This is a genomic window from Streptomyces sp. NPDC039462 (assembly GCF_055639375.1).
Window position 1 is genome coordinate 674905 of sequence record NZ_JBVKAO010000004.1, and the last position, 26114, is coordinate 701018.

At 72.0% G+C, this 26114-nt stretch carries 23 protein-coding genes; 17 read left to right on the forward strand and 6 right to left on the reverse strand.

The genetic code is table 11. The features are described 5' to 3' along the window. Positions 1–26: 26 nt before the first annotated feature. A complete protein-coding gene (locus ACZ7LU_RS25490; protein WP_398302495.1) occupies positions 27–1190 on the forward strand; it encodes an NADH-quinone oxidoreductase subunit D in 1164 nt (387 codons plus the stop codon). On the opposite strand, the gene ACZ7LU_RS25495 is transcribed toward ACZ7LU_RS25490, so the two are convergent. Continuing rightward, positions 1155–2165 (reverse strand): SAM-dependent methyltransferase, encoded by a 1011-nt coding sequence (locus tag ACZ7LU_RS25495; protein WP_471918147.1) that lies wholly within the window; start codon positions 2163–2165, stop codon positions 1155–1157. The two genes, ACZ7LU_RS25490 and ACZ7LU_RS25495, sit on opposite strands and share 36 nt — an antisense overlap. Before the next feature lie 163 nt (positions 2166–2328). Here ACZ7LU_RS25495 and ACZ7LU_RS25500 point away from each other — a divergent pair, with 163 nt between their 5' ends. After that, positions 2329–3531, forward strand: a complete 1203-nt coding sequence (locus ACZ7LU_RS25500; protein WP_468090966.1) for a sensor histidine kinase — start codon at positions 2329–2331, stop codon at positions 3529–3531. Positions 3532–3623: 92 nt separating this feature from the next. Continuing rightward, entirely contained in the window at positions 3624–4295 is a 672-nt protein-coding gene (locus tag ACZ7LU_RS25505) for a response regulator transcription factor (RefSeq protein WP_398302499.1), read from the forward strand. 34 nt (positions 4296–4329) lie between these two features. Here ACZ7LU_RS25505 and ACZ7LU_RS25510 read toward each other — a convergent pair whose 3' ends face one another. Further along, positions 4330–5436 (reverse strand): DUF5937 family protein, encoded by a 1107-nt coding sequence (locus ACZ7LU_RS25510; RefSeq protein WP_468090969.1) that lies wholly within the window; start codon positions 5434–5436, stop codon positions 4330–4332. A 217-nt stretch (positions 5437–5653) separates the two neighbouring features. Here ACZ7LU_RS25510 and ACZ7LU_RS25515 point away from each other — a divergent pair, with 217 nt between their 5' ends. Continuing rightward, entirely contained in the window at positions 5654–5899 is a 246-nt protein-coding gene (locus tag ACZ7LU_RS25515; RefSeq protein ID WP_468090971.1) for a hypothetical protein, read from the forward strand. Here the strand turns inward: ACZ7LU_RS25515 and ACZ7LU_RS25520 are convergent. Continuing rightward, entirely contained in the window at positions 5856–7004 is a 1149-nt protein-coding gene (locus ACZ7LU_RS25520) for a threonine aldolase family protein (RefSeq protein ID WP_471918105.1), read from the reverse strand. The genes ACZ7LU_RS25515 and ACZ7LU_RS25520 overlap by 44 nt on opposite strands. Before the next feature lie 146 nt (positions 7005–7150). On the opposite strand from ACZ7LU_RS25520, the gene ACZ7LU_RS25525 reads away from it, so the two are divergent. The 11 genes from ACZ7LU_RS25525 to ACZ7LU_RS25575 all read left to right on the forward strand — a co-directional run bounded on the left by ACZ7LU_RS25525 (position 7151) and on the right by ACZ7LU_RS25575 (position 16315). After that, positions 7151–8089, forward strand: coding sequence for a Rossmann-like and DUF2520 domain-containing protein (locus ACZ7LU_RS25525; protein WP_398302506.1), 939 nt, complete (start codon positions 7151–7153; stop codon positions 8087–8089). Next, positions 8086–9111 (forward strand): pantoate--beta-alanine ligase, encoded by a 1026-nt coding sequence (gene panC, locus ACZ7LU_RS25530; protein WP_471918106.1) that lies wholly within the window; start codon positions 8086–8088, stop codon positions 9109–9111. The genes ACZ7LU_RS25525 and panC overlap by 4 nt, the downstream gene beginning before the upstream one ends. Continuing rightward, a complete protein-coding gene (locus ACZ7LU_RS25535) occupies positions 9108–10823 on the forward strand; it encodes an L-aspartate oxidase (protein ID WP_471918107.1) in 1716 nt (571 codons plus the stop codon). The genes panC and ACZ7LU_RS25535 overlap by 4 nt, the downstream gene beginning before the upstream one ends. 2 nt (positions 10824–10825) lie before the next feature. After that, the gene (nadC, locus tag ACZ7LU_RS25540; RefSeq protein WP_398302512.1) at positions 10826–11821 is read left to right on the forward strand and encodes a carboxylating nicotinate-nucleotide diphosphorylase; all 996 of its coding nucleotides are present in this window, start codon (positions 10826–10828) and stop codon (positions 11819–11821) included. Beyond that, the gene (locus ACZ7LU_RS25545) at positions 11821–12627 is read left to right on the forward strand and encodes a type III pantothenate kinase (protein WP_471918108.1); all 807 of its coding nucleotides are present in this window, start codon (positions 11821–11823) and stop codon (positions 12625–12627) included. The genes nadC and ACZ7LU_RS25545 overlap by 1 nt, the downstream gene beginning before the upstream one ends. A 94-nt stretch (positions 12628–12721) precedes the next feature. Continuing rightward, positions 12722–12934, forward strand: coding sequence for a hypothetical protein (locus tag ACZ7LU_RS25550; protein WP_468301030.1), 213 nt, complete (start codon positions 12722–12724; stop codon positions 12932–12934). Positions 12935–13666: 732 nt separating this feature from the next. Continuing rightward, positions 13667–14320: a hypothetical protein gene (locus ACZ7LU_RS25555; RefSeq protein WP_471149201.1), complete on the forward strand. Its 654-nt coding sequence runs from the start codon at positions 13667–13669 to the stop codon at positions 14318–14320. Between the two features lie 14 nt (positions 14321–14334). Further along, the gene (locus ACZ7LU_RS25560) at positions 14335–14514 is read left to right on the forward strand and encodes a hypothetical protein (protein ID WP_471918109.1); all 180 of its coding nucleotides are present in this window, start codon (positions 14335–14337) and stop codon (positions 14512–14514) included. A 214-nt stretch (positions 14515–14728) separates the two neighbouring features. Beyond that, positions 14729–15142 (forward strand): BlaI/MecI/CopY family transcriptional regulator, encoded by a 414-nt coding sequence (locus ACZ7LU_RS25565; protein WP_468563322.1) that lies wholly within the window; start codon positions 14729–14731, stop codon positions 15140–15142. 9 nt (positions 15143–15151) lie between these two features. Further along, complete coding sequence (locus ACZ7LU_RS25570) at positions 15152–15748, forward strand: amino-acid N-acetyltransferase (protein ID WP_468090984.1); 597 nt, start codon at positions 15152–15154, stop codon at positions 15746–15748. A gap of 231 nt (positions 15749–15979) precedes the next feature. After that, positions 15980–16315, forward strand: coding sequence for an Lsr2 family protein (locus tag ACZ7LU_RS25575; RefSeq protein WP_398302523.1), 336 nt, complete (start codon positions 15980–15982; stop codon positions 16313–16315). On the opposite strand, the gene ACZ7LU_RS25580 is transcribed toward ACZ7LU_RS25575, so the two are convergent. Further along, positions 16294–16923, reverse strand: coding sequence for an SCO3374 family protein (locus tag ACZ7LU_RS25580; protein WP_471918110.1), 630 nt, complete (start codon positions 16921–16923; stop codon positions 16294–16296). The two genes, ACZ7LU_RS25575 and ACZ7LU_RS25580, sit on opposite strands and share 22 nt — an antisense overlap. A 441-nt stretch (positions 16924–17364) precedes the next feature. Between ACZ7LU_RS25580 and ACZ7LU_RS25585 the strand changes: the two genes are divergently transcribed. Next, entirely contained in the window at positions 17365–19893 is a 2529-nt protein-coding gene (locus ACZ7LU_RS25585) for an ATP-dependent Clp protease ATP-binding subunit (protein ID WP_363248329.1), read from the forward strand. A gap of 96 nt (positions 19894–19989) precedes the next feature. Here the strand turns inward: ACZ7LU_RS25585 and ACZ7LU_RS25590 are convergent, their stop codons facing one another. After that, the gene (locus tag ACZ7LU_RS25590; protein WP_471918111.1) at positions 19990–22551 is read right to left on the reverse strand and encodes an NACHT domain-containing protein; all 2562 of its coding nucleotides are present in this window, start codon (positions 22549–22551) and stop codon (positions 19990–19992) included. Between the two features lie 49 nt (positions 22552–22600). Then, a complete protein-coding gene (locus tag ACZ7LU_RS25595) occupies positions 22601–25147 on the reverse strand; it encodes an NACHT domain-containing protein (RefSeq protein WP_471918112.1) in 2547 nt (848 codons plus the stop codon). Positions 25148–25238: 91 nt separating this feature from the next. On the opposite strand from ACZ7LU_RS25595, the gene ACZ7LU_RS25600 reads away from it, so the two are divergent. Further along, entirely contained in the window at positions 25239–26114 is an 876-nt protein-coding gene (locus tag ACZ7LU_RS25600) for an alpha/beta fold hydrolase (RefSeq protein ID WP_471918113.1), read from the forward strand.

Here is a 26114-nt window from a genome sequence, read left to right on the forward strand (position 1 = left end):
GGCGGCGGGTGCGAGAGACTGTGGCCATGAGTCCCACGACGGAGACCACCACGGAGACCACGCTCGGCATCGGCGGCGCGGCGGAGAGCACCGACATGGTGCTCAACATCGGCCCTCAGCACCCGTCCACGCACGGTGTGCTCCGCCTCCGCCTGGTCCTGGACGGCGAGCGCATCCAGCACGCGGAGCCGGTCATCGGCTACATGCACCGCGGTGCGGAGAAGCTCTTCGAGGCGCGGGACTACCGGCAGATCGTGATGCTGGCCAACCGGCACGACTGGCTCTCGGCGTTCTCGAACGAGCTGGGCGTCGTCCTCGGCGTGGAGCGGATGCTCGGCATGGAGGTCCCGGAGCGCGCCGTGTGGATGCGCACGCTGCTCGCCGAGCTGAACCGCGTCCTCAACCACCTGATGTTCCTCGGGTCGTACCCCCTCGAACTGGGCGGCATCACCCCGGTGTTCTACGCGTTCCGTGAGCGCGAGGAGCTCCAGAACGTGATGGAGGAGATCTCCGGCGGCCGTATGCACTACATGTTCAACCGTGTCGGCGGCCTCAAGGAGGACCTGCCCGCCGGTTGGCCCACACGCGCGCGTGCGGCGGTCGCTTCGGTGCGTTCGCGGATGGACGTGTACGACAACCTGGTGCTCGGCAACGAAATCTTCCGGGGCCGTACGCGCGGCGTCGGCGTCCTCACGCCGGAGGCGGTGCATGCCTACGGAGTGAGCGGTCCCATCGCCCGCGCCTCCGGAGTCGACTTCGACCTGCGCAGGGACGAGCCGTACCTCGCGTACGCCGAACTGCAGGACACCCTGAAGGTCGTCACGCGCGAGGAGGGCGACTGCCTGGCCCGCTTCGAGTGCCTCCTGGAGCAGACCCACAACGCCCTCGACCTCGCGGACGCCTGCCTGGACCGGCTCGCCGACCTCCCGCAGGGGCCGATCAACCAGCGCCTCCCGAAGGTCCTCAAGGCCCCGGAAGGCCACACGTACGCCTGGACCGAGAACCCTCTCGGCATCAACGGCTACTACCTCGTCAGCAAGGGCGAGAAGACCCCGTACCGCCTGAAGCTGCGCTCGGCCTCGTACAACAACATCCAGGCGCTGACCGAGCTGCTTCCGGGGCAGCTGGTCGCGGACATGGTGGCGATCCTGGGATCACTGTTCTTCGTGGTGGGCGACATCGACAAGTAGGGCGTCCGGAGCGGCGAGCAGGGCGTCCAGAGCAGCGCCGGTGAGGCCGGCGCCGACGGGCTGCAGCAGCCATCCGAAGTCGCCGAGGCCGCCGGGCGCGGTGAGCTCGGCGGCCTCTCCCGCGCGCGTGAGGGCGCGTACGTACGCCGCCGGATCCTCCGAGGCGAGCGTGAGCGGCGGGCGGGCGCCGCTCACCCCGAGCCCGCCGAGGGCCACCCGCTGGGTGAGCAGGGCGGCTCCCTCCGACGCGCAGGCGTCGAGCGCCACGTGGGCCGTGATGTCGCAGCTGCCGTCGGGGACGGGAGCCGTCTCGCGGCCCTCTCTGAAGCCCGTCAGCGTCCCGAAGGGCGGGCGGGCGTCCCGGGTGTGGGCGTAGTCCACGGCGACCGCCAGGCCGCGCGTCAGCGTCGCCACGGCCGCCGCCCACGCCTCGTCCCGGGGGCGCCCGATCTCCGCCCGCAGGCCCGGCTCGGCGTCCAGCGGCCACCAGCGCGCCAGCCAGTCGGCGTCGGGGCCCTCGACGGGGCCGCCCAGGGACTCGGTGCCGTCGTCGCTCACGAGGACGCGGCGCGGGGTTCCCTCGGCGGCGACCTCGGCGAGGTCCAGGGGGACGTTGTCCAGCCACTCGTTGGCGAAGAGCAGGCCCGTGACGCCGGCCGGGGGAGCGGTCCGCCACTCGACGCGCCCGTCGAGGTCCGCGGGACGCTCCGCGAGCTCCACCGCGTACGCGCGCACGCGTGCCGCCACATCGGGGGGCAGCGCGGCCAGGACGGCGACGGTCAGTTCGCCGCGGCCCGCGCCCATGTCCACGAAGGCCACCTCGTCCGGGTGACCGAGCGCGGCGTCCAGGCGGGTCAGCAGGCGTGCCACGGCACCCGCGTAGAGGGGCGAGGCGTGCACGGAGGTGCGGAAGTGCCCGGCCGGTCCTTCAGGGCGGCGGTAGAAGCCGCCGGGGCCGTACAGGGCGGCCTCCATGGCCTGGCGCCAGGCGCGCGGGGCCGGTGCGCGCGCCGCGCCGTTGTCGTTCGTCACAGACCGCAGGCTAAGGGGGCCTCCACCTTGGGGAGTACATGTAGTCGGTACGGATCGGACCTCCGGTTGACCCGGGGGCACCGCCGGGCTGCCTACGCTGGGTTACGTGCAGCGTCTCTATGACTTCCTCCGCAGACACCCGACATGGGTCGACGGCTTCTGGGCCTTCGTCCTGCTCGGGATCTCCGGGATCGGTCTGATCTCGATGTCGGAGGCGGAGGGCCGCGACCCGGGAGCGGCGGCGATCCCCTGCGCCCTCGGTCTTTTCCTGGTGGTCATGCTGCGCCGACGGGCCACCGAGAAGATGCTGGTGCTCGCCGCGGTCGTCGGTTTCCTCCAGCTCGTCCTCGACGTGGAACCAATGCCCGCGAACTTCGCGATGCTGGTGATCGTCTACACCGCCGCGGCCGACGGGGAGAGGTGGGCCTCCCGCTTCGCGCTGGTCGCCGGTCTGTGCGCGGCGCCGCTTTCGATGATGCGCTGGCCCGAGGAGAACACCGGCGTCTTCGGACTCATCCTCTTCACGATGTTCCAGATCGTGCCCTTCGCGCTCGCCTGGGTCCTCGGCGACTCCATCCGCACCCGCCGGGCCTACCTCGCCCAGCTGGAGGAGCGCGCCGCCCGCCTGGAGCGGGAGCGCGAGGCGCAGTCGAAGGTCGCGGTGGCGGCCGAGCGGGCCCGCATCGCACGCGAACTGCACGACGTCGTCGCGCACAACGTGTCCGTGATGGTGGTCCAGGCCGACGGTGCCGCCTACGTCCTGGACGCCGCGCCCGACCAGGCCAGGAAGGCCCTGGAGACCATCTCCGGCACCGGCAGGCAGGCGCTGGCCGAGATGCGCAGGCTGCTCGGCGTGCTGCGCACCGGCGAGCCCGAGGAGAGCGGCGAGTACGTCCCGCAGCCCGACGTCGAACAGCTCGACGAGCTCATCGAGCAGGTGCGCACGGCCGGCCTGCCCGTCGACTACAAGGTGGAGGGCACGCCGCGCCCGCTGCCCAGCGGCGTGGAGCTCACCGCGTACCGCATCGTGCAGGAGGCGCTCACCAACACCCGCAAGCACGGCGGCGAGAACGCCGGGGCGAGTGTGCGGCTCGTCTACTTCGACGACGGCCTCGGGCTGCTGGTCGAGGACGACGGCAAGGGCGCCCCGCACGAGCTGTACGAGGACGGCGGGGCCGACGGTTGCGGGCACGGGCTGATCGGCATGCGGGAGCGCGTCGGCATGGTCGGCGGCACGCTGGACGCGGGACCGCGCCCCGGCGGCGGGTTCCGGATCAGCGCACTTCTGCCCCTCAAGCCCGCACACTGACGGCTGCGCCTCGAGCCCGCACACTGACGGCTGCCCCCCCCGAGCCCGCACACTGAGACCTGCCAACGAACCTTCCGAAGGGATCCCCCTTGATGTCCATCCGCGTGATGCTCGTCGACGACCAGGTGCTGCTGCGCACCGGGTTCCGGATGGTGCTCGCCGCCCAGCCGGACATGGAGGTCGTCGCGGAGGCGGGCGACGGCGTCGAGGCCTTGGAGGTGCTGCGCGCCACCAAGGTCGACGTGGTCCTGATGGACGTCCGCATGCCGAAGCTGGACGGCGTGGAGACGACCCGCCGCGTCTGCCAGGGGGCGAACCCTCCGAAGGTGCTGATCCTGACCACCTTCGACCTCGACGAGTACGCCTTCTCGGGGCTGAAGGCGGGCGCGTCCGGCTTCATGCTCAAGGACGTGCCCCCGGGGGAGCTGCTCGCCGCCATCCGCTCCGTGCACAGCGGCGACGCCGTCGTCGCGCCGTCCACCACGCGGCGGCTCCTCGACCGCTTCGCGCCGATGCTGCCGACCACCGGCGGCCAGCCGCAGCTCAAGCAGCTGGAGCGGCTCACGGACCGGGAGCGCGAGGTGATGATCCTGGTTGCGCAGGGCCTGTCGAACGGCGAGATCGCGGCGCGGCTCGTCCTCTCCGAGGCGACGGTGAAGACGCACGTCGGCCGCATCCTGACGAAGCTGGGCCTGCGGGACCGGGTGCAGGTGGTGGTCCTCGCGTACGAGACGGGGCTGGTGCGGGCCGGAGGCGCTTCGTAGCCCGGGGCGGGGGCGGAGGCGGCCGGGGCGTGCCCTAGCGCAGTACGCCCTCGATGAAGTCGCTGCCCAGGCGCGACACGACGCTGATGTCCAGCTGGTGCTGGACATAGCGGCCGCGGCGGCGCGTGGTGATCAGCTCCGCCTTCTTCAGGACGCTCAGGTGCCGGGATATCTCCGGTGCCGTCATGCCGTGCGCGTCGGCCAGCTCGCTCGTCGTGTACGCCCCGCGCGCGAGGTGGCGGCACAGGCGCATCCGCACCGGGTGGGCGAGCGCGGACATGCGGCGGGTCAGCTGCTCCACGGTGGGCGGGTGGGTCAGGCCGGGGGCGCTGATCGGATACGTGATCGACGCCTGCCAGCCCCTGCGGTGCAGCACCCACAGATGCGGCCAGCCGAGGCTGGTCGGGACGATCACCAGGCCTCCCGAGCCGGTGGTGGTGCGGCCCACGGTGATCTTGTCGACGGTGATGAGCTGCGCCTCCTCGTCCAGGGACACCGCTCTGGAGATGGCCTTCAAGGCCTCCGCCAGCCCCTTGTGGCGCAGCAGTTCGGTCTTGTGCCGGGCGTCCGCGGCCAGTTGATGGGACACCCGGGCCCAGGTGTCGGCGAAGAACGCCTCGTCGCAGTCCTCCAGGAGCGTGCGGAACCACGCGCGGACGACCGGCGGGTCGTCGAGCAGCCGCTTGGTGAAGCGGACCTGGTGCGGGCCGCGGGCGGCGGCGAGGTCGAGGGCGCGCCGCTGCACGGCGGGGTCGGAGAGGAGCTTGCGGTCCGGCTCCGCGTACGTCGACTGGCAGGTGAACTCCAGGGCCGCGTCCACGAACTGCTCATCGGTCAGCTTGTCCAGCTGGTCGAGCTCCTCGGCGAGCGTGGCCCCCGGGAGGGCGCTCTGCCCGGGGAGACCGGCGAACGGCGCGAAGACGTCGGAGAACGTCGTGCGCCACAGGAAGTCGGCCTCGCACATGCGGTCGGCGAGGCGCGGGTCCAGGCGCGTGGAGACGGCCGTCGCCCAGCCCTGGAGGCCCGGGTGGTGGCCCGGCTCGGACAGTGCGTGCAACGCCATGCCGAGCTCGGACAGGGGCGAGGGCGCGACATGGATCCGCTCCTGGGACAGCCCGCTGATGTCGATGCTCACGCTCATGGCCCCATGGTGCACCTCGCCACTGACAGCGCGGCCGTCGATTGACGAGCGCTGTCAATCGACGCGACGCGGGCGGGGTGGCGGGAGCAGGCTGTAGTCATCGCCGAAGCCGCTGAAGCCTTCGGCCCTTCCCTCACCCCTCGCTCCCACCCCCTGCTCCATTCCCGCGACCATGCGCTGTCCGATAAGTACTATTCATCCAGAAAGGTGAACCGTCATGAGCGTCACCCAGCAGTATCTCCTCGACGCCTACCGCGCCGCCCAGCACGGCCGTCCGACGCCGCCCGCGCCCGGCGCGCACGACTGGCAGGCCGTCCGTGAGGTCCGCGACTACGGCAGGTTCCGCGCCGTCGTGGCGGGACGCCCCGCACGCGGCAGGGTCCGCGCCGCCCTGGCCCGGCTCGCCCGCGGCGGCCGGCTCAGCGGGGGATCCGTCGCACGAACTCCGCGACCGCTGCCCTGACGTCGTCGGCCGTCCACTTCAGGCCCGCCTCGGTCACGGTGACCTCCGTGACCGAGAGGCCCGGAGGCCCGCCCGGGAACCAGCGCCCGAAGAGCAGGGTGCCGGTTTCCTCGGCCTGCTCGAGACCGGCCTGGCTCAGGACGTCCGGCGCGTACGGCAGCCACACCTGGAACTGATGGGTGTGCGGGCGCTCGGGGTGCACGCGCGACCAGGGCACCCCGGCGGCCGTGAGCCCGTCCCGCAGCGCCTCGGCGACCACGCGCGCGTGGGCGACGTATTCGGGCAGCCGGGGCAGCGTGTTCCGCAGGCCGAGAAGGGCCGACACCGCGGTCGGGAACTGCTGGAACAGCTGGCCTCCGTAGCGGTGGCGCCACACCCTCGCCTCCTCGACGAGCGTGCGCGGACCGGCCAGCGCGGCGCCGCTCAGCCCTTCGAGCGACTTGTAGAACGACACGTACACGGAGTCGGCGAGCCCGGCGATCTCCGCGAGACCGCGGCCGAAGTGCGGCGTGCACTCCCACAGGCGGGCGCCGTCGAAGTGCACGACGGCGTCCCTCTCGCGTGCCGCCGCCACGACCTCCGCCAGCTCCTCCCACTCCGGCAGGACGAAACCCGCGTCCCGGAGCGGCAGTTCGAGCATCAGCGTCCCGAAGGGCTCCTCGAAGTCCCGCACCTCGTCCGCGGTCGGCAGTCGCGGCTCGCCCGTCGGATGTACGGTGCGCAGCCCGCTGACCGCCGAGAAGGCGCCCCCTTCGTGAAGCTCGGGGTGCGCCTTCGGATGGAGCGCCACCGTCGCGTTGCCCGTACGGCCCGCCCAGCAGCGCAGTGCGACCTGTTGCGCCATGGTCCCGGTCGGGAAGAACGCGGCGTCCTCCTTGCCGAGCAGGCGCGCGACCTCGCTCTCCAGAGTGGCGACGACACCGTCGCCGTAGATATCGGTGGGATCGTCGGGGCCGACCACCTCGGGAGCGGCGGCCGCCAGGGCCGACAGCCGCTCGGTGAGCGGGATGTGCAGGACGGGACGGTGCAGGGTGCGGGTCGCGCCCCGCGACGCGGCACGGCGGCGGGCCGCCTGCTGCTCTTCGGCTGTGTTGTGGGAGGGCATTCTCCGAGCATGGCCCGTCCGCCGCCACCGGTCATATGAATAACCACAGCCTGTGGACAGCGGAAGACGCGGCGCCGACCAATCGCGTTAGCATGACGAGAAATCGTCCGGTACCCCGAGCGGACTGGAACGGAAGGCGCCGCCGCGTGAACGCATCGCATCAGCCAGACCCGCGGGACCGCCCCGCGAGGCTCACCGTGGGAGTCGTGGGAGCGGGCCGTGTCGGCCCCGCGCTCGCCGCGTCGCTGGAGCTCGCCGGGCACCGCCCGGTGGCCGCGTCCGGCGTCTCCGACTCGTCGGTGCGACGAGCCGCCGCGCTGCTGCCCGACGTCCCCCTCGTCCCGCCCGCCGAGGTCCTCGAGCGGGCCGACCTGGTGCTCCTGACCGTCCCCGACGACGCCCTGCCCGGCCTCGTCGAGGGCCTCGCGGAGACCGGGGCCGTGCGCCCGGGCCAGCTGCTCGTCCACACCTCCGGGCGGTACGGCACCAAGGTCCTCGAGCCCGCCCTGCGCGCCGGCGCCCTGCCGCTGGCACTGCACCCCGCCATGACGTTCACCGGCACCCCCGTCGACGTACAGCGCCTGGCCGGCTGCTCCTTCGGCGTGACCGCCCCCGAGGAGCTGCGGCTCGCCGCCGAGGCCCTGGTCATCGAGATGGGCGGCGAGCCCGAATGGATCGCCGAGGAGAACCGCCCGCTGTACCACGCGGCCCTCGCCCTGGGCGCGAACCACCTGGTCACCCTGGTCGCCGAGTCCATGGACCTGCTGCGGGACGCGGGCGTCGAGCAGCCCGACCGGATGCTAGGCCCGCTGCTCGGCGCCGCCCTGGACAACGCGCTGCGTTCGGGCGACGCGGCGCTCACCGGCCCCGTCGCGCGCGGGGACGCGGGCACCGTCGCCGCCCATGTCGCCGAGCTCCGCAAGCACGCCCCGCAGACCGTCGCCGGCTATCTCGCGATGGCCCGCGCCACCGCCGACCGCGCCCTCGCCCACGGTCTGCTCAAGCCGGAGCTCGCCGAAGACCTCCTCGGCGTCCTCGCCAACGGCGCGGACGGCGGCACCACGCCCGAAGGAGGGCCCCGATGACCGGCCCGGCCAGCACCAACCCCACCCTCCTGCACACCGCCGAGGCTCTGCGCGCGCGCACGCGTGCGGGCCGCCGCGCCGTCGTCATGACCATGGGCGCCCTGCACGACGGGCACGCCTCGCTGATCCGCGCCGCCCGCCGCGTCGCGGGCCCCGAGGGCGAGGTCGTCGTCACGGTCTTCGTGAACCCGCTGCAGTTCGGTGCGGGCGAGGACCTGGACCGCTATCCCCGCACCCTCGACGCCGACGTCAAGATCGCCGCACAGGCGGGCGCGGACATCGTGTTCGCCCCCGGCGTGGACGAGGTCTATCCCGGAGGCGAGCCGCAGGTCCGGGTCAGCGCGGGCCCCATGGGCACCGTCCTCGAAGGAGCCACGCGCCCCGGCCACTTCGACGGCATGCTCACCGTCGTCGCCAAGCTGCTGCACCTCACCGGGCCCGACGTGGCGCTGTTCGGGCAGAAGGACGCCCAGCAGCTCGCCCTGATCCGCCGCATGGTGCGCGACCTCAACTTCCCCGTGGAGATCGTCGGCGTCCCCACCGTCCGCGAGGACGACGGCCTGGCCCTCTCCAGCCGCAACCGCTACCTCGCACCGGCGGAGCGGCGCACCGCCCTCGCCCTCTCCCAGGCCCTCTTCGCGGGCCGCGACCGGCACGCCGCGCAGGAGGCCCTCCGCGCGCGGGCCGCCAGCGCACCGGCCTCACGCGCGCGTGCCGACGCGCTGAACGCCATGGGCGAGTCCCGCGCGGCCGCCGACGCCCACGCCGTGGCGGAGTCCACGGACCCCGCCGCGCCCGGGGGCGGCCCCGCCGCCGTCGTCGCGGCGGCCCGGCTCGTCCTCGACGACGCGGCGCGCCTGAACCCCCCGCTGGAGCTGGACTACGTCGCGCTGGTGGACCCGGCCGACTTCACCCCGGTCCGCCCCGGACACACCGGCGAGGCCGTCCTGGCCGTCGCCGCCAAGGTCGGCTCGACGCGGCTGATCGACAACATCCCGCTGACCTTCGGAGCCGACGTATGAGTGCCACCGGAATACGGCTGCATGCCCCCGCCCCCGGCTGGTCCCTCGACGCCGACGTCGTGGTCGTCGGCTCCGGAGTGGCCGGACTGACCGCCGCCCTGCGCTGCGCGGCCGCCGGAGTGAAGACCGTCGTGGTGACCAAGGCCCGTCTTGACGACGGCTCCACCCGCTGGGCCCAGGGCGGCGTCGCCGCGGCGCTCGGCGAGGGCGACACACCCGAACAGCACCTGGACGACACGCTCGTGGCCGGCGTCGGCCTGTGCGACGAGGAGGCCGTCCGCATCCTCGTCACCGAGGGCCCCGACGCCGTGCGCCGCCTCATCGAGACCGGCGCCCACTTCGACACCGGCCCCGAAGGCGCCATCGAGCTGACCCGAGAGGGCGGCCACCACCGCCGCCGCATCGTGCACGCGGGCGGCGACGCCACCGGCGCGGAGATCTCCCGCGCGCTCGTCGAGGCCGTCCGCGCCCGCGGCATACCGACGGTGGAGAACGCGCTGGTGCTCGACCTCCTGACGGACGCCGACGGCCGCACCGCCGGTGTCTCCCTGCACGTCATGGGAGAGGGCCAGCACGACGGCGTGGGAGCCGTCCACGCCCCCGCGGTGGTCCTCGCGACCGGCGGCATGGGCCAGGTCTTCTCCGCCACCACCAACCCGTCCGTCTCCACGGGCGACGGCGTCGCGCTCGCCCTGCGCGCGGGCACCGAGGTCTCCGACCTCGAATTCGTGCAGTTCCACCCCACGGTGCTCTTCCTCGGGGCGGACGCGGAGGGCCAGCAGCCGCTGGTCTCCGAAGCCGTCCGGGGCGAAGGCGCGCACCTCGTGGACGCCGACGGCGTGCGCTTCATGGCCGGACAGCACGAACTCGCCGAGCTGGCGCCCCGCGACGTCGTCGCCAAGGGCATCACGCGCCGCATGCAGGAACAGGGCGCCGAGCACATGTACCTCGACGCCAGGCACTTCGGCGCCGACATGTGGGAGAACCGCTTCCCGACGATCCTCGCCGCCTGCCGCGCCCACGGCATCGACCCGGTCACCGAGCCCATCCCGGTCGCCCCCGCCGCGCACTACGCCTCCGGAGGCGTCCGCACCGACCGGCACGGCCGCACCACCGTCCCGGGGCTTTACGCCTGCGGGGAGGTCGCCTGCACCGGCGTCCACGGCGCCAACCGCCTGGCCTCCAACTCCCTCCTCGAAGGCCTCGTCTACGCAGAGCGCATCGCCGCCGACATCACGGCCCGACACGCGGAGAACGCCCTCCACGCGCGCGTGCCCGTCCCCGTCACCCCGCCCGAGACGCCGACGCACCCCCTGCTGCCGGCCGAGGCCCGCTTCGCCATCCAGCGCGTCATGACCGAGGGCGCCGGAGTCCTGCGCTCCGCAGCGTCCCTCACCGAGGCCGCGGCGCGCCTCGCCCGCATCCACGCCGACGCCGCGGGGGCGCTCGCCGAGCACGGCAAGACGGCCGAGCCCGGCGTCGACACCTGGGAGACCACCAACCTCCTGTGCGTCGCCCGCGTCCTGGTGGCCGCCGCCCAGCGCCGCGAGGAGACCCGCGGCTGCCACTGGCGCGAGGACCACGCCGACCGCGACGACGCGGCCTGGCGCCGCCACATCGTCGTACGCCTGAATCCCGACAGGACCCTGGCGGCGCACACCACAGAGACCCCCGACTTCCCTCCGACCCGTCCCAGTCCCCAGGAGAAGTGACCGTGAGCACCCCCGACGACCTCCCCCTCGCCGCCCCCACAGCCGCCGGTGGCTGCGGCGATGCCTGCGGCTGCGGCGGGGACGACGCGTTCGACCCCCTGGAGTGCGGCCTCGACCCCGCTCTCGCACGGCTCCTCGCCGAGGCGGGCCTCGACCCCCTCCAGATCGAGGACATCGCGCACATGGCCATCGAGGAGGACCTGGCCGGCGGCGTGGACGTCACCACGGCCGCCACCATCCCCGAGGACGCCGTCGCCACCGCCGACTTCGCCGCGCGCGAGGCGGGCACCGTCGCGGGCCTGCGTGTCGCCGAAGCGGTCATGTCGGTGGTGTGCGAAGAGGAGTTCGAGGTCGAGCGGCACGTCGAGGACGGCGACCGCGTGGCGGCGGGCGACGTCCTGCTGAGCGTCACCACCCGCACCCGCGACCTGCTCACCGCCGAGCGCAGCGCGCTGAACATCTTGTGCCGCCTCTCCGGCATCGCGACCGCCACGCGCGCGTGGGCGGACGCGCTCGACGGCACCAAGGCGAAGGTCCGCGACACCCGCAAGACGACGCCCGGCTACCGCGCCCTGGAGAAGTACGCCGTGCGCATGGGCGGCGGCGTCAACCACCGCATGTCGCTCTCCGACGCGGCCCTGGTCAAGGACAACCACGTGGTCGCCGCGGGCGGCGTCGCACAGGCCTTCAAGGCCGTGCGCGAGCAGTTCCCCGACGTGCCCATCGAGGTCGAGGTCGACACGCTCCACCAGCTGCGCGAGGTCGTCGACGCGGGCGCCGACCTGATCCTCCTGGACAACTTCACGCCGGGCGAGACGGCGGAGGCCGTCGCGATCGTGGCCGGCCGCGCCTTCCTCGAGTCCTCGGGCCGCCTCACCCTGGAGAACGCCCGCGCGTACGCCGAGACGGGAGTCGACTACCTCGCGGTGGGCGCCCTCACGCACTCGTCGCCGATCCTCGACATCGGCCTCGACCTGCGGGAAGCGGTGCGGGACTGATGCTCCTCACGATCGACGTGGGCAACACCCACACCGTCCTCGGCCTCTTCGACGGCGAGGACATCGTCGAGCACTGGCGCATCTCCACCGACGCGCGGCGCACCGCCGACGAGCTGGCCGTCCTGCTCCACGGCCTGATGGGCATGCACCCCCTGCTCGGCGACGAGCTCGGCGACGGCATCGACGGCATCGCGATCTGCTCCACGGTCCCCTCGGTCCTGCACGAACTGCGCGAGGTCACCCGCCGCTACTACGGAGACGTCCCCGCCGTCCTCGTCGAACCCGGCATCAAGACCGGCGTCCCGATCCTCATGGACAACCCCAAGGAGGTCGGCGCCGACCGCATCATCAACGCGGTGGCGGCGGTGGAGCTCTACGGAGGCCCCGCCATCGTCGTCGACTTCGGCACCGCCACGACCTTCGACGCGGTCTCCGCGCGCGGGGAGTACGCCGGTGGCGTCATCGCCCCCGGCATCGAGATCTCCGTGGAAGCCCTCGGGGTACGCGGCGCACAGCTCCGCAAGATCGAGCTGGCCCGCCCGCGCAGCGTCATCGGCAAGAACACCGTGGAGGCCATGCAGGCGGGCATCCTGTACGGCTTCGCGGGTCAGGTCGACGGCGTGGTGAACCGCATGGCACGCGAGCTCGCGGGGGCGGGGGGCGACCCCGACGGCGTCACGGTGATCGCCACGGGTGGCCTGGCTCCGATGGTGCTCGGTGAGGCCTCGGTCATCGACGAGCACGAACCGTGGCTGACGCTGATCGGACTTCGGCTCGTCTACGAGCGGAACATCTCCCGGGCCTGACCGATAGCCGACGCTTCGTGTGCACAACCCGTCCCCTTCTGCGAGAGTCTGCGCTGGGACGGGGGCTTGGGCGGTGTGGGGCGGACTGGGGCGGATGAGGCGCAGGAGACGGCTGAGGGCTGCGGTGGTTGCGGCGGCGCTGGTGGTGGTGGCCGGTGGGCCGGCGACGGCGGCCCGGGCGGTTCCGCCTTCGCCGGCGATGGCCGGGGCGGGGGCGGGGGTTCTGCCCTGGCTCGCGGTGGCGGCGGTGGCAGGCCTTGGCATAGGCGCGGTCGCCTACGCCCTGGCCCGCCGCCGCCCGGACTGACCCCCGGGGCGGGTCTGTGCCTCTCCCGGGGTGGGTTCTGCCCTGCGCCGTCCCGCTGAGGTAGGGGGCTCTGCCTGCGCCGTCCCACCGGGGTAGGGACCCCAAGCCCGCCGCTCCGCGGCGGATACCTCCCACCCACCCACCCGTTTGCCCCGCGACGTCCAGCGGGGGTAGGGGCGGGTGGGTGGGTATTCCCCTGCGACGTCGTGTGGAGTAGGGGCGGGTGGGCGGGTGTTCCCTGCGACGCCCTGGGGGTGTGGAGGCGGGCGGGTGGGGGCTGCCCTGCACCGTCCAGCGGGAGTAAGGGCGGGTGGGGATTGCCCCACGACGGCCCGCAGGGGAAGGCGCAAGGCCCCCACCGGGCCGCTGCCGCACGCGCTCGCGAGGGGACGTGGGGGTATGTGCGAACGGAGCACCGAGCACACTCTGGCGCCTTTGGACTTGAGGCGCGGCGCAGGGATGGCGAGTACGCACATACCCCCGCGGCCCCGCCCCACAGACGAGCAGAAGGCGAACCCCGCACAAGGCGCCCCCGCCAGAACCCGCCCCGCCCCCAGACGAAGCAAAGGCGCCCCCCACAAGGCGAACGACGCCAGAACCCGCCCGGCCCACAGACGAAGCAAAGGCGCCCCCCGCCCAAGGCGCCCCCGCCAGCGAGTGGCGTTAAGCCGATTTTGTCCGGTTGGCGCGTATCGTCAGTCCATGCCCACGCCATACGGAACCCGGGGCGGCATGGCCTTCGGTGCGGAGGAGCTGCGTGTGCTCCGTCGCGCCCTGGCGCTCGCCCTGCACCCCAGCCCCGTCCGCGACCGCGACCCCGCCCGCGACGAGGACGTCCAGGACTGTCTCCGGCTCGCCGAATCGGTTGACGAAGCGATGCGCGAGGGCGCCAGGCTGCGCGCCTTCCTGGTGGCCGACCTCGCCCGCTACCGGGCCGCCCTGCCCGGCACCGCCTCCGGCTACCTCGCCCTGCTGGACGACGTCCTCGCCGCCGGCTACCAGCCGGGCGCCGACGACCTCGCCGCACTGCGCGCCCTGCGCGGCAACCCCACAGCGGCCGCCCTCCTCGACCGCTGCCGCGCCCTCGCCGAACGCGCCGTCCGCGCCCGTCTCGCGCGCCGCGCCGTCCCAGACCCCGTCGCCACCATCTCCATTCCCGCGCCCGCCTCCCGCGCCCGCCTCCACGCCCTCCCCGGAGGGCTGAGCGACAGGGACGGAGCGCAGTCGCCCTCCGAACGGCCCGCCACCCCGGAGCCGCCCCGCCCGGTGCCCACCCCGGCCGAGGTCTTCCCGCCGAAGCGCCGCCCCGAGGCCCCCGCGCAGACGCCCCCGCGGACTCCCGCGCCGACACCCGCGGACCCGCCGCACCAGCTCGTCGCGGGCTAGCTACTCTGGGAGGCATGGACTACGTTTCCGCGCTCGTGCCCCCCGTAGTGATGGCCGTGTTCTTCACCGGGCTCATCGTGACGATCGTGAAGACCCAGGGCGGCGCCAACAAGGCCAAGGAGGACGCGGCCGTGGACGCCGCGATCTCCCGCGCCGAGGCCGGCCAGACCCCGAAGGCCACCGGCAGCGCCTGAGCGGCGCCAAGCACCGCTACACCGCTTCGGCACCGCACGCCCCCGCCCGGCCCCGGGCCCCCGGCGTACGACTCGACGTGTCATTCGAGTCGTACGCCCTTTTTGTTGCGGAAATTAGTGGTACGCCACGTCCCTCACGCATCACGCCAATAGTGACGTCTCCCACTATTGTTCTGCTGTGCCTCGCCCATTGGGAGAACTCGAAGACTCAGTCATGACGCGGGTGTGGAAGTGGAACCGCCCCGTGACCGTTCGAGAAGTCCTGGAAGACCTTCAGCAGGAACGGTCCATCGCGTACACCACCGTGATGACCGTTTTGGACAATCTCCATCAGAAGGGCTGGGTGCGCCGCGAAGCGGAAGGCCGCGCCTATCGATATGAGGCGGTCTCCACTCGCGCCGCCTACGCAGCCGCACTGATGAACGAAGCCTGGTCGCAGAGCGACAACCCGGCCGCCGCACTGGTCGCCTTCTTCGGCATGATGTCGGAGGAACAGCGGGAAGCGCTGAGCGACGCGATGCGTATCGTCCAAGGCCCGGAGAACCCCGTGAACCCGGGGAACAACCCCGCGAACCCGGGGAACAACCCCGCGAACCCCGGCGGCGCCGAGCGCGAAGCAGAGCGATAGCGTCCGCTCATGCCAGCAGAGGTCCCCGAACGACCCGAACGAACCGAACGACCTGAACGATCCGAACGACCTGAGCGATCCGAACGCAGCGAACTCAGCACAAAAGCGGTCTCCGTCCGCAGGGCGCGAACCTCCGATGTGCCGGCCGTGCGCCGCCTCCTCGACTCCTACGTCCGCGAGCGCATCCTCCTGGACAAAGCGACGGTGACGCTTTACGAGGACATCCAGGAGTTCTGGGTCGCGGAACGCGACGACAACGCCGAGTTGGTCGGCTGCGGCGCTCTGCACGTGATGTGGGAAGACCTCGCGGAAGTGCGTACCCTCGCGGTGAACCCCGAGGTCAAGGGTGCCGGAGTGGGGCATCAGCTGTTGGGCAAGTTGCTGCAGACCGCCCGCTGGCTCGGCGTCCGCAAGGTTTTCTGTCTCACCTTCGAAGTCGACTTCTTCGCGAAGCACGGCTTCGTGGAGATCGGCGAGACTCCGGTCGACGGAGATGTCTACAGCGAGCTCCTGCGTTCCTATGACGAGGGCGTCGCGGAGTTCCTTGGCCTCGAACGAGTGAAACCGAACACCTTGGGCAACAGCCGGATGCTTCTGCATCTGTGATCGGGTGATCACCCCGGCGGTATTCCGGACCGCCCCTGCCCTGGTGGGCTATGTCCGAAACGCGCATGTTTCCAGGCTTCCAGGGGTCCCCTGTCTCTCCCAGGGGTTTGTGTTTTTCCGGCAAAAGCGGTTTGCTTTCCGACGTACTGCAGTACTGCATATAACAGGGGCCGGTGAATCGGCGGCGTGCGTCGCGGTCCGGCCTCACAGTTATCGATGAAAGGAAATCCGGTGGCACAGAAGGTTCAGGTCCTTCTTGTCGATGACCTCGACGGTGGCGAGGCGGACGAGACCGTGACGTTTGCGCTGGACGGCAAGTCCTACGAGATCGACCTCACCACGGCCAACGCGGACAAGCTCCGTGGCGCCCTTGAGGACTTCGTCAAGGCAGGTCGGCGCACCGGTGGCCGTTCGAGCGGCCGCGGCAAGACGCGCACCGCCGCGGCGAGCGGTGGCCAGGACACGGCCGCGATCCGCGCCTGGGCGAAGGAGAACGGTTTCGAGGTCAATGACCGCGGCCGCGTTCCCGCGTCCATTCGTGAGGCCTACGAGAAGGCCAACGGCTGACGGCTGCCACGCCGCAGCCGGACCCGGTGGCAGTGCGTCGCCGCCGTGTCCACCAGTCGTACGAGACCGGAGCCCACGGCGGGGTCGCTGTGGAGCGCTGTCCCGCCTCCCCCCACCTCGGACAGGGACCCCACCCCTGGCAGGGACGGCAGCGCAGGCAGTGTCGGCTCCACCTCACAGCCGGGCTCCGGGGGTCGCAGCCAGACGGCGGCCCCCCGTGAGCCGGACCAGCCCGGGGGAGTGGGCGCGTCGATACGCCCGCCCGCCCCGACCGCGGTGAGGCCGAGGGGGATGTGTCCCCACTCCAGCCAGTCGAGCAGCCCCGGCAGCTCCTCCGCGCTGCCCGCGCTCACCAGGAGGCGCATCGTTTCCCCGCGCAGCGCCACCGGGGCCTTCGGCCCGAGGTGGCGCAGCGCCGCGAAGCCCGCCTCCGCCGGCAGTTCCAGGACGTCGAAGCGCAGGCCGGTCAGGAGCCGCACCGGGCCGGGCCCGGGGGCGGTCGCCCAGCCGAGCTCGTTCTCGTACCACTGCCGCACCGGGCCGCTCTGCTCGAAGGGCGCTCGGCTCTGCTCGAAAGGCGCTCGGGGCTGAGGAACTGTGGGGGCCATGTCCGGGCAACAGCCGGAAGGGCGCCAGGGTTACGCGGTGTGGCGACGTAGATGCGCTGCGTATCCGGCAGGGGGGCGTGAGGGCGTGCTCGGCGGCGCAAGAGTGTTCGCCCGTAGCGGAGGGATCCGGGGCACGCCGCATGGACTGTCAGTCGTTACGGGTAAGACATCCCTAGTGGGAGGGGGCGACACGCGGTCCTGGACATGTCACGTTCGCCATCGGCGTAGTGATGGTGGGGGTAACTGCCTGGCCTGCGGGAACATCGTCTCGCACCATCGGGTTGGAGCAGTTGTCGGCGTTCGGGGTCAGGAGATCCTCCGAGTTGGGGTCCGGGTGTCGGCAGTTGGAATGAGCGGTCCCCGCTTGCGGGACTAAGCTGCGGAAGGACAGGGAGGGGACCGACCCCTTTACTGCCTGACCGCTCTGAGGAGCGATTAACGATGTTCGAGAGGTTCACCGACCGCGCGCGGCGGGTTGTCGTCCTGGCTCAGGAAGAAGCCCGGATGCTCAACCACAACTACATCGGCACCGAGCACATCCTCCTGGGCTTGATCCACGAGGGCGAGGGTGTCGCCGCTAAGGCCCTGGAGAGCCTCGGGATTTCGCTCGAGGCGGTCCGCCAGCAGGTGGAGGAGATCATCGGGCAGGGCCAGCAGGCTCCGTCCGGGCACATTCCCTTCACCCCCCGTGCCAAGAAGGTCCTGGAGCTTTCGCTCCGCGAGGCCCTTCAGCTGGGCCACAACTACATCGGCACGGAGCACATCCTGCTCGGCCTGATCCGTGAGGGCGAGGGCGTCGCCGCCCAGGTCCTGGTCAAGCTGGGCGCCGATCTCAACCGGGTGCGGCAGCAGGTCATCCAGCTGCTCTCCGGTTACCAGGGCAAGGAGACCGCCACCGCCGGCGGTCCTGCGGAGGGCACGCCCTCCACGTCCCTGGTGCTCGACCAGTTCGGCCGGAACCTCACCCAGGCCGCTCGTGAGTCCAAGCTCGACCCGGTCATCGGGCGCGAGAAGGAGATCGAGCGGGTCATGCAGGTGCTGTCCCGCCGCACGAAGAACAACCCGGTCCTGATCGGTGAGCCCGGTGTCGGCAAGACCGCCGTCGTCGAGGGCCTCGCCCAGGCCATCGTCAAGGGCGAGGTGCCCGAGACCCTCAAGGACAAGCACCTCTACACCCTGGACCTCGGCGCCCTGGTCGCAGGATCGCGCTACCGCGGTGACTTCGAGGAGCGCCTGAAGAAGGTCCTCAAGGAGATCCGCACCCGCGGCGACATCATCCTGTTCATCGACGAGCTCCACACCCTGGTGGGTGCGGGCGCCGCCGAGGGCGCGATCGACGCCGCGAGCATCCTCAAGCCGATGCTGGCCCGCGGTGAGCTGCAGACCATCGGTGCGACCACGCTCGACGAGTACCGCAAGCACCTGGAGAAGGACGCCGCGCTTGAGCGCCGCTTCCAGCCCATCCAGGTCGCGGAGCCGTCGCTGCCGCACACCATCGAGATCCTCAAGGGCCTCCGCGACCGTTACGAGGCGCACCACCGCGTCTCCATCACGGACGAGGCGCTGGTGCAGGCCGCCACCCTGGCCGACCGGTACATCTCGGACCGCTTCCTGCCCGACAAGGCGATCGACCTGATCGACGAGGCCGGCTCCCGGATGCGCATCCGCCGGATGACCGCGCCGCCGGACCTCCGCGAGTTCGACGAGAAGATCGCGGGCGTCCGCCGCGACAAGGAGTCGGCCATCGACTCCCAGGACTTCGAGAAGGCGGCCTCTCTCCGCGACAAGGAGAAGCAGCTGCTCGCCGCGAAGGCCAAGCGCGAGAAGGAGTGGAAGGCCGGCGACATGGACGTCGTCGCCGAGGTCGACGGCGAGCTGATCGCCGAGGTCCTGGCCACGGCGACCGGCATTCCGGTCTTCAAGCTCACGGAGGAGGAGTCCTCCCGCCTGCTGCGCATGGAGGACGAGCTCCACAAGCGCGTCATCGGCCAGAAGGACGCCGTCAAGGCGCTCTCGAAGGCGATCCGGCGTACGCGTGCGGGTCTGAAGGACCCGAAGCGTCCCGGTGGCTCGTTCATCTTCGCGGGCCCGTCCGGTGTCGGTAAGACCGAGCTGTCCAAGGCGCTCGCCGAATTCCTCTTCGGTGACGAGGACGCGCTGATCTCCCTCGACATGTCGGAGTTCAGCGAGAAGCACACGGTCTCGCGTCTCTTCGGTTCGCCCCCCGGTTACGTGGGTTACGAAGAGGGCGGCCAGCTGACGGAGAAGGTCCGCCGCAAGCCGTTCTCGGTCGTCCTTTTCGACGAGGTCGAGAAGGCCCACCCGGACATCTTCAACTCGCTCCTGCAGATCCTGGAGGACGGTCGCCTGACCGACTCCCAGGGCCGGGTCGTCGACTTCAAGAACACGGTCATCATCATGACGACCAACCTCGGCACCCGTGACATCTCGAAGGGCTTCAACCTCGGCTTCGCGGCCCAGGGCGACACGAAGTCCAACTACGAGCGGATGAAGAACAAGGTCAGCGACGAGCTGAAGCAGCACTTCCGCCCGGAGTTCCTGAACCGCGTGGACGACGTCGTCGTCTTCCCGCAGCTCAGCCAGGACGACATCCTCCAGATCGTCGACCTGATGATCACCAAGGTGGACGAGCGCCTCAAGGACCGGGACATGGGCATCGAGCTCTCCCAGTCCGCGAAGGAGCTGCTCGCGAAGAAGGGTTACGACCCGGTGCTCGGCGCGCGTCCGCTGCGGCGCACGATCCAGCGCGAGGTCGAGGACACCCTCTCCGAGAAGATCCTCTTCGGTGAGCTCCGTCCCGGCCACATCGTGGTCGTCGACACGGAGGGCGAGGGCGAGACCGCCACGTTCACCTTCCGTGGCGAGGAGAAGGCGGCACTGCCCGACGTGCCGCCGATCGAGTCGGCCGCCGGTGGCGGCGCCGGCCCGAACCTGAGCAAGGAGGCGTAGCCCGCACAGGGCGCGCCACAGGGGCTGCCCCGGAACCGTTTCGTACGGTTCCGGGGCAGCCCCTTTTTCGTACGCCTGTACGGGACTGGGTCGCCGTCAGGCGGTGATCGTGACGCCCTCCGGTACGTTCCGCACGCGTGGCAGGCGCGGGTTGACGCGCAGGACGCGCAGGGCAGGGAAGCGGGTCAGCCACGACATGTCCGGGTCGGGCAGCTCCGCGTTGAGCCACAGGTGGGTGAGCCGGTCGGGGACCAGGCCCGCGATGAGCTCGTCGGTGTGCATGACGCCGGCCACCTGGATGCGGGGCCGCCCGCCGAGGCCGCGCAGGGCCGTGAGCTCGGCGGCGTCGGAGACGGGGAAGTACAGGCCCTCGGGGGAGAGGTGCGCGATGATCTCGCGCGCGTACCGCTCGGTGTCGAAGTGCCGCCAGGGGCGGGCCAGCTCGGTGCGGATGGCGAGCGAGGTGCGGGTGCGCAGCCGGGCGAGGTAGTCGATGGCCGCGTCGTCCTGGACGCGGGTCGCGGTGATGGCGAGGAGCAGCGCCTGCTGGTCGCCGGGGACCTGCTCGGGGTCCGGCAGCTGCTCCAGGACGATGGGGCCGACCCAGCCGAGGCTGCGGGCGCCCTGTTCGGTGGTGGGGCGCAGGAGGTTCTTCGTGCGCCGGTGGACGAGCTCCTGGATGGCCGGGTCAAGCTCGCTGACGTGTTCGAGGCAGGCGGCGGCCATCAGGCGCCGGTGGTTGACGTGCGGCCTGCGCAGGCCGGGGGCGGCGGCGAGCAGGCGCTCCAGGAAGCGGGCGCACTCGTCAGGGCGGGCGTGGGCGGCGGCCATGCGGATGACCTCCTCCCACTCCGGCTGGTGGGCGTGTTCGACGAGGGTGTCGAGGTCGCCGCGGGCCACGATCTCCTTGGCCGCCAGGTAGTCCTGGAAGGTGCGGTGGATGAAGTCGACCGAGACGCCCGCCTGTTCGCGCAGCAGCCCGGTGCGGTGCAGCAGGTGGCGGAAGATCTTCTCGCCGTCGCCCGCGGCCCGGGCGGAGGGGATGGCGGGCAGCGCGTGGTTCAGGACGTCGACGACGCGGCGGCGCGGCAGCTCCGAGAGGCCCTCGTCGAGCATGGCGTGGGCGAGCTTGCGCAGGAGCAGTTCGCGGGCGCCCTGCTGGAGCCGCACGTCGTCGGCGTACAGCACGTCCCGTTCGGGGTCGCGGCGCTGCAGGAGCATCTCCAGGGCGGCGTCGTAGAGCTCCTTGCGCCCTTTGGGCAGGGAGCCCGAGCGGTCCCGGTTGAGGGCGCATATGAGGCCGCACATCAGCGGGTTGGTGGCGAGCTGGCGCAGCTCGCGGTAGATCCGTACGGAGTGGAGCAGGCGCTGCTCGTACTCCTTGAGGGATTCGGTGTCCTGGCCCGCGTCGCTCATCGCCGCGGTGTGCCAGTCGCGGATGAAGCGGGTGACTTGGTCGCGGGACATCGGGGCGAGGGACAGTTCGGTGAAGCCCTCTTCGGCGAGGCGTTCCTGGGCGAGCCAGCCGTCCTCCACGGCGGAGGGCCGTGAGGTGACCAGGCAGGCGGTGCCGGAGAAGATGCGCAGGAGGCGGCGGAGCTGGTCGCGCAGGGCGCCGCGGGTCTCCTCCGGGGCCTCGTCGATGCCGTCGACCAGGAGCAGGGCGCGGCCCGCGAGGAGGGTGCGGACGACCCAGCCCTCGGGAGCGCGGCCGGCGAGCGGGTGGCGTACGGCGCGCAGGAAGTCGTCCGGGGCGGGGAAGCCCTCGCGGGCGAAGCGGCGTACGGGAAGGACGAACGGCACGCGGGCGCCCTCGCGGGCGGCGGCGACGGCGAGCCACTGCACGAGCGTCGTCTTGCCGGAGCCCGCGACGCCGCGCAGCAGGACCCGCTCGTGGCCCTCCAGGGCCCGGTCGGCGAGGAGGACGGTGCGCTGCTGCCCACCCGCGCCCGCCACCGGGCCGCCGCTGTTCTCCTCCGCCTGGAGGCTCAGATAGGTGTCCTCCAGGGGCCAGCGGTCGGGCGCGTGCGCGAAGTCGACGCCGACGATGGTCAGCCAGCCGTGCTGGCGCACCACCTCCTGGGCGTACGCGGCCTCGAAGTCGGCGTCTTCCCGGGAGGGTTCGGGGCGGCGGGCGACGGCCGCCTCGGCGTCGTTGAGGTCGACGAGCTGGCGGATGCGGCTGGCGCGCTCGGGCATGTGCCGCTGGATGTACGGGGAGCGGCGCACGAGGTGGTGCAGGACGTGCAGGCAGACGGCGACGAGCAGTTCGTCGTGGAACCAGGCGGCGTCGGGGGTGAGGCGGCGGTCGGCGCCCTGGACGGCGCCGCGCAGCCGCCGGGCGTAGTCCTGCGGGCCGAGGCGCACGGCGTCGGCGTCGGTGAGGTCGAGTTCGCCGATGGCGAGCAGGGTGCGGGTCAGGACGTCGGCGACCGCGGGGAGCTCGGCGGTGGGCGTGGAGTGCGTCTCCGCGGCGAGCTGGATGAAGTCGGCGGCGGTGCGGTGGACGTCGTCGGGGTCGGCGGGGGCGTCGGGGCCGCGCCAGGTGGTGAGGGCGGCGATCAGGTCGGGGGTGGTGGGCGCCCGGGGCGGGATGCGGAAGAACCGTTGCACGAGGGGCATGGCGAGGGCCGAGGGGGTGCGTACTACGGGCTCCATGGGCATCGGGGTCCCTGGGGTCGGGTCTTGCCGTAAGGCCAAGGATAGGTCAAGTGGCCTGCGCCCCAGGGGTGTTGAGTCGTACGCCGGACGGAATCTGCTCGGCTGTGCCCGCGCCGACCGCCACGTCCAGATCCACGTCGGTGAGGCGCGGGAAGGCCGAGAGCCAGGCGAGGCCCTCGACCGGGTGGGGTGCGTCCAGGGAGAGCCGGGTGAGCTGCTCCGGCACGATGAGTTCCGTCAGGTCCTCGACGCGGTAGGCGCCGACGACCTTGATGGCCGGCCAGCCGCCGATGGCGCGGAGGGCTCGGAGATCGTCGGGGCCGTGCACGGGGATCATGGGCCGCTGGGACAGGTGCGTGAGGATTTCCCGTACGTAGAGTTCGCGGTCGAAGGCCCCCCACTGCTGTGCCAGGGTCAGCTGGACCAGACGGGAGGGGTGGTCGCGGAAGCGGGTCAGGAAGTGCAGCGCCTGGGGGCTGCCGACCCTGGCGGCAGTGACGACCACCAGCCGGGCGAGCTCGTGGTCGACCTCGTCGGGGCCGGGCAGCAGGCCGAGGACCAGATCGCGGCCCGCCTCCGCGAGGGTGGCGGCCTGGAGGTCCGTCAGCGGCGGAATGAGCGTCCGTACTCCCCGCTCCACCAGCTGCCGCACGGCCGGCGCCACCTCCGCCGCGTACGGCAGCGCGGCGGCCGCGAGCAGTTTGCCCCGCGCCGTACCGCCGGCCACCAGCCGCCGCAGCATCTGCTCCGCCTCCTTCGGCCGCGCGTGCGCGACGGCCAGCAGGATGACGTCCTCCCACTCGGACCGGTCCGCGTGGTTCACGAGCAGGTCGAAGTCCAGTTCCTGCACGGCGAGGCGGGCGCCGAGGTAGTCCTGGAAGGTGCGGTGCAGGAAGTGCACGCGTCCCTCGGCGGGCTCCCGCAGCAGCCCCGACCGCAGGAGCAGCCAGCGGTAGACGTCCTCGCCGCCACCGTCGAGGTTCATCGCGGGGGCGGCCTCCCCGAGGATGTGCACGGCGTCGGAACGGTCCATCTCCGAGCGGCTGTTGCGGATCAGCCACCAGGCGAGCTTCTGGAGCAGCTGGACCTGGATGGCGAACGGCAGCTGTACGGCCGTGACGTCCCGCTCGACGTCCCTGCGCTCGAGGAGCATCGTCAGCGCCGCCTCGTACAAGGACTTCCTGTCCTGCGGCAGGAAGCCGCGCCGCTCGCGGTGGAGCGCGCAGAGCATCCCGCACATCAGCGGGTTCGTGGCGAGCCGGTTCAGCTCGGACGCGGCCCGCACGGACTGCAGGAGGGCGGCCCCGACGGATTCGTCGGCGCCGGCCGCACGGTGCCACCGGCGTACGAACGTGTCGACGTCGTCGCGCGCCATCGGCGACAGCGTGAGCTCGTCGAAGCCCGTGGGGTCCAGCCACTTGTCGGGGACGGCGGAGGGGCGGGTCGTGACGAGCCACAGATTGCCCGGGAAGAAGCGGATCAGATCGCGCAGCCACCGCTTCGCCGACTCGCGCCGGTCCTCGGAGATCTCGTCCATCCCGTCGACCAGCAGCACGCCGCGCCGGCCCTCCAGGACGCGCTCCACCCAGCCCGGGGGCTGCTCCCCTGCGACGAGACACCCGACGGCGGTCAAGAACTGGTGCGGGGCGGGGAGTTCGGCTCCCGGCCGGACGATCCGCCGCATCGGCAGCACGAAGGGCACCCGCCCGATGAGGTGGGTGAGTCCGTGCTCGTACGTCCGGTCGGCCGCCGTCACCGCGAGCCACTGCACCAGGGTGGTCTTGCCGGACCCGGCGACGCCGCGCAGCAGCACGTGGTCGTGCTGGGCGAGCACCCGCTCGGCCGCCACCGGGGCCCCGCCTTCCCCGGGCCGCTCCCGAGTCGCCTCCAGGCTCAGATACGCCGTGTCGAGGGGCCACTCACTGGCCCCGGCGTAGACGTCCAGGCCGTAGATGGTGAGCGTGCCGTGCCGCGCGGTGATGTACGAGGCGTACCGCTCCTCGAACGCGGCGTCCTCGCTCGACTGCGACGGCAGTCGCTCCAGGAGTACGTCGACGGCGGCGACGAGCCGCGCGAGCTGCTGACTCTGCGAGGTCTGCTGCCGGGCGATGTAGGTGGAGCGCTGCGTGAAGAAGTTCAGGATGTGGAGGGAGGCGGTGTGGAGCAGCTGGTTGTAGAAGGCCTCGCCGTCGGCGCTGAGCCCGTAGACGGAGACCGTCGTACGTTCCCGTAGCTTGCGTGCGAACTGCTCGGGGCCGAGAGCCACCGCTTCGTAGTCCTCGATGGTGAGGACGCCCAGTGCCGTGAGCGACTGGGCGAGGGCGTGCTTCACGGCGACGGCCTCGGCGGCGTCCACCGGCCGCTCGCCGGGCCCCGCGGCCTTCAACGCCCTCCGGACGAGCTCGTCCGCGATCTTCTCGACGTCCTTCGGTGTGACGTTCCGCTTCTCGCCCCCGAAGGACACGAGCCCGGAGATCCGCACCGGCTTGGCGACGAGCGCCGCGCCCGGCTGATCCTTCACGAAGAGCTTCTTCACGAGGGGGGCGACTGCGCCGGACGCGAGGCGAGCACCTAGGGCTGCGGGGTCGACCATGACCTCAGATTAGGTCAACGGCCGTCGGCACAACTGCAGTTCGCCGGTCCCGAGTCCATGCCCGGGAGGCAGGCGCGGAACAATGAGGATCATGGACTACGGCGTACGGGAACCAGCGCGGCTCGGACAGTTCCGGCTGCCGGACGGACGACTCCTGGGCTGGGCGGAGTGGGGGCCGGCCGACGGCACCCCGGTGCTGTTGTGCCCTGGGGCGGCCACCAGCAGGCGGCTCGCTTTCGGCGGTGACGTCGTCGACGCGGCGGGGGTCCGGCTCATCAGCGTGGACCGGCCCGGCCTCGGCGTCTCCGGCCCGGCACCCGGCCGGACCCTGACCAGTTGGGCCACCGACATCCGGCACCTCTTCCGGGAACGGGCCCTACGAGCACCGGCGGCGGTGGGCTTCTCGCAGGGGGCACCGTTCGCCCTCGCCCTGGCGGCAGACGGTCTGGTGAACGCGGTGGCCGTGGTCTCCGGCAGCGACGACCTCGCACATCCTCGCTTCGCCCACTCGCTGATCCCGCAGGTGAGGGACATGGTGGACGCCGTCGCGGCCGACCCCGTCGCCGCCGAGGCGCGCTTCGCCGACTTCGGCAGCGCCGACGCACTGTGGGAGCTGACCGTCACGACGGCCTCCGGGGCCGACCGGGCGGTCTACACCGACCCGGTCTTCCAGGACGCCTTCCGGCACGCACTGGACGAGGCGTTCAGCCAGGGCCCGGCGGGCTACGCCCGCGACACTGTCCTGGCGATGGGCCGCTGGCCGTTCGACCCCACCGGCATCGCCGTCCCCGTCGACCTCTGGTACGGGCAGCAGGACACCAGCCCGGTCCACTCACCGGACCTGGGCGAATCGCTCGCCCAGCTGATCCCGACAGCTACCCGGCACGTGCTTCCCGATGCCGGGGGATCCTTGCTCTGGACACACGCTGAGGCCGTCCTGCGCACGCTGCTGGCCCACGTCCGCTGA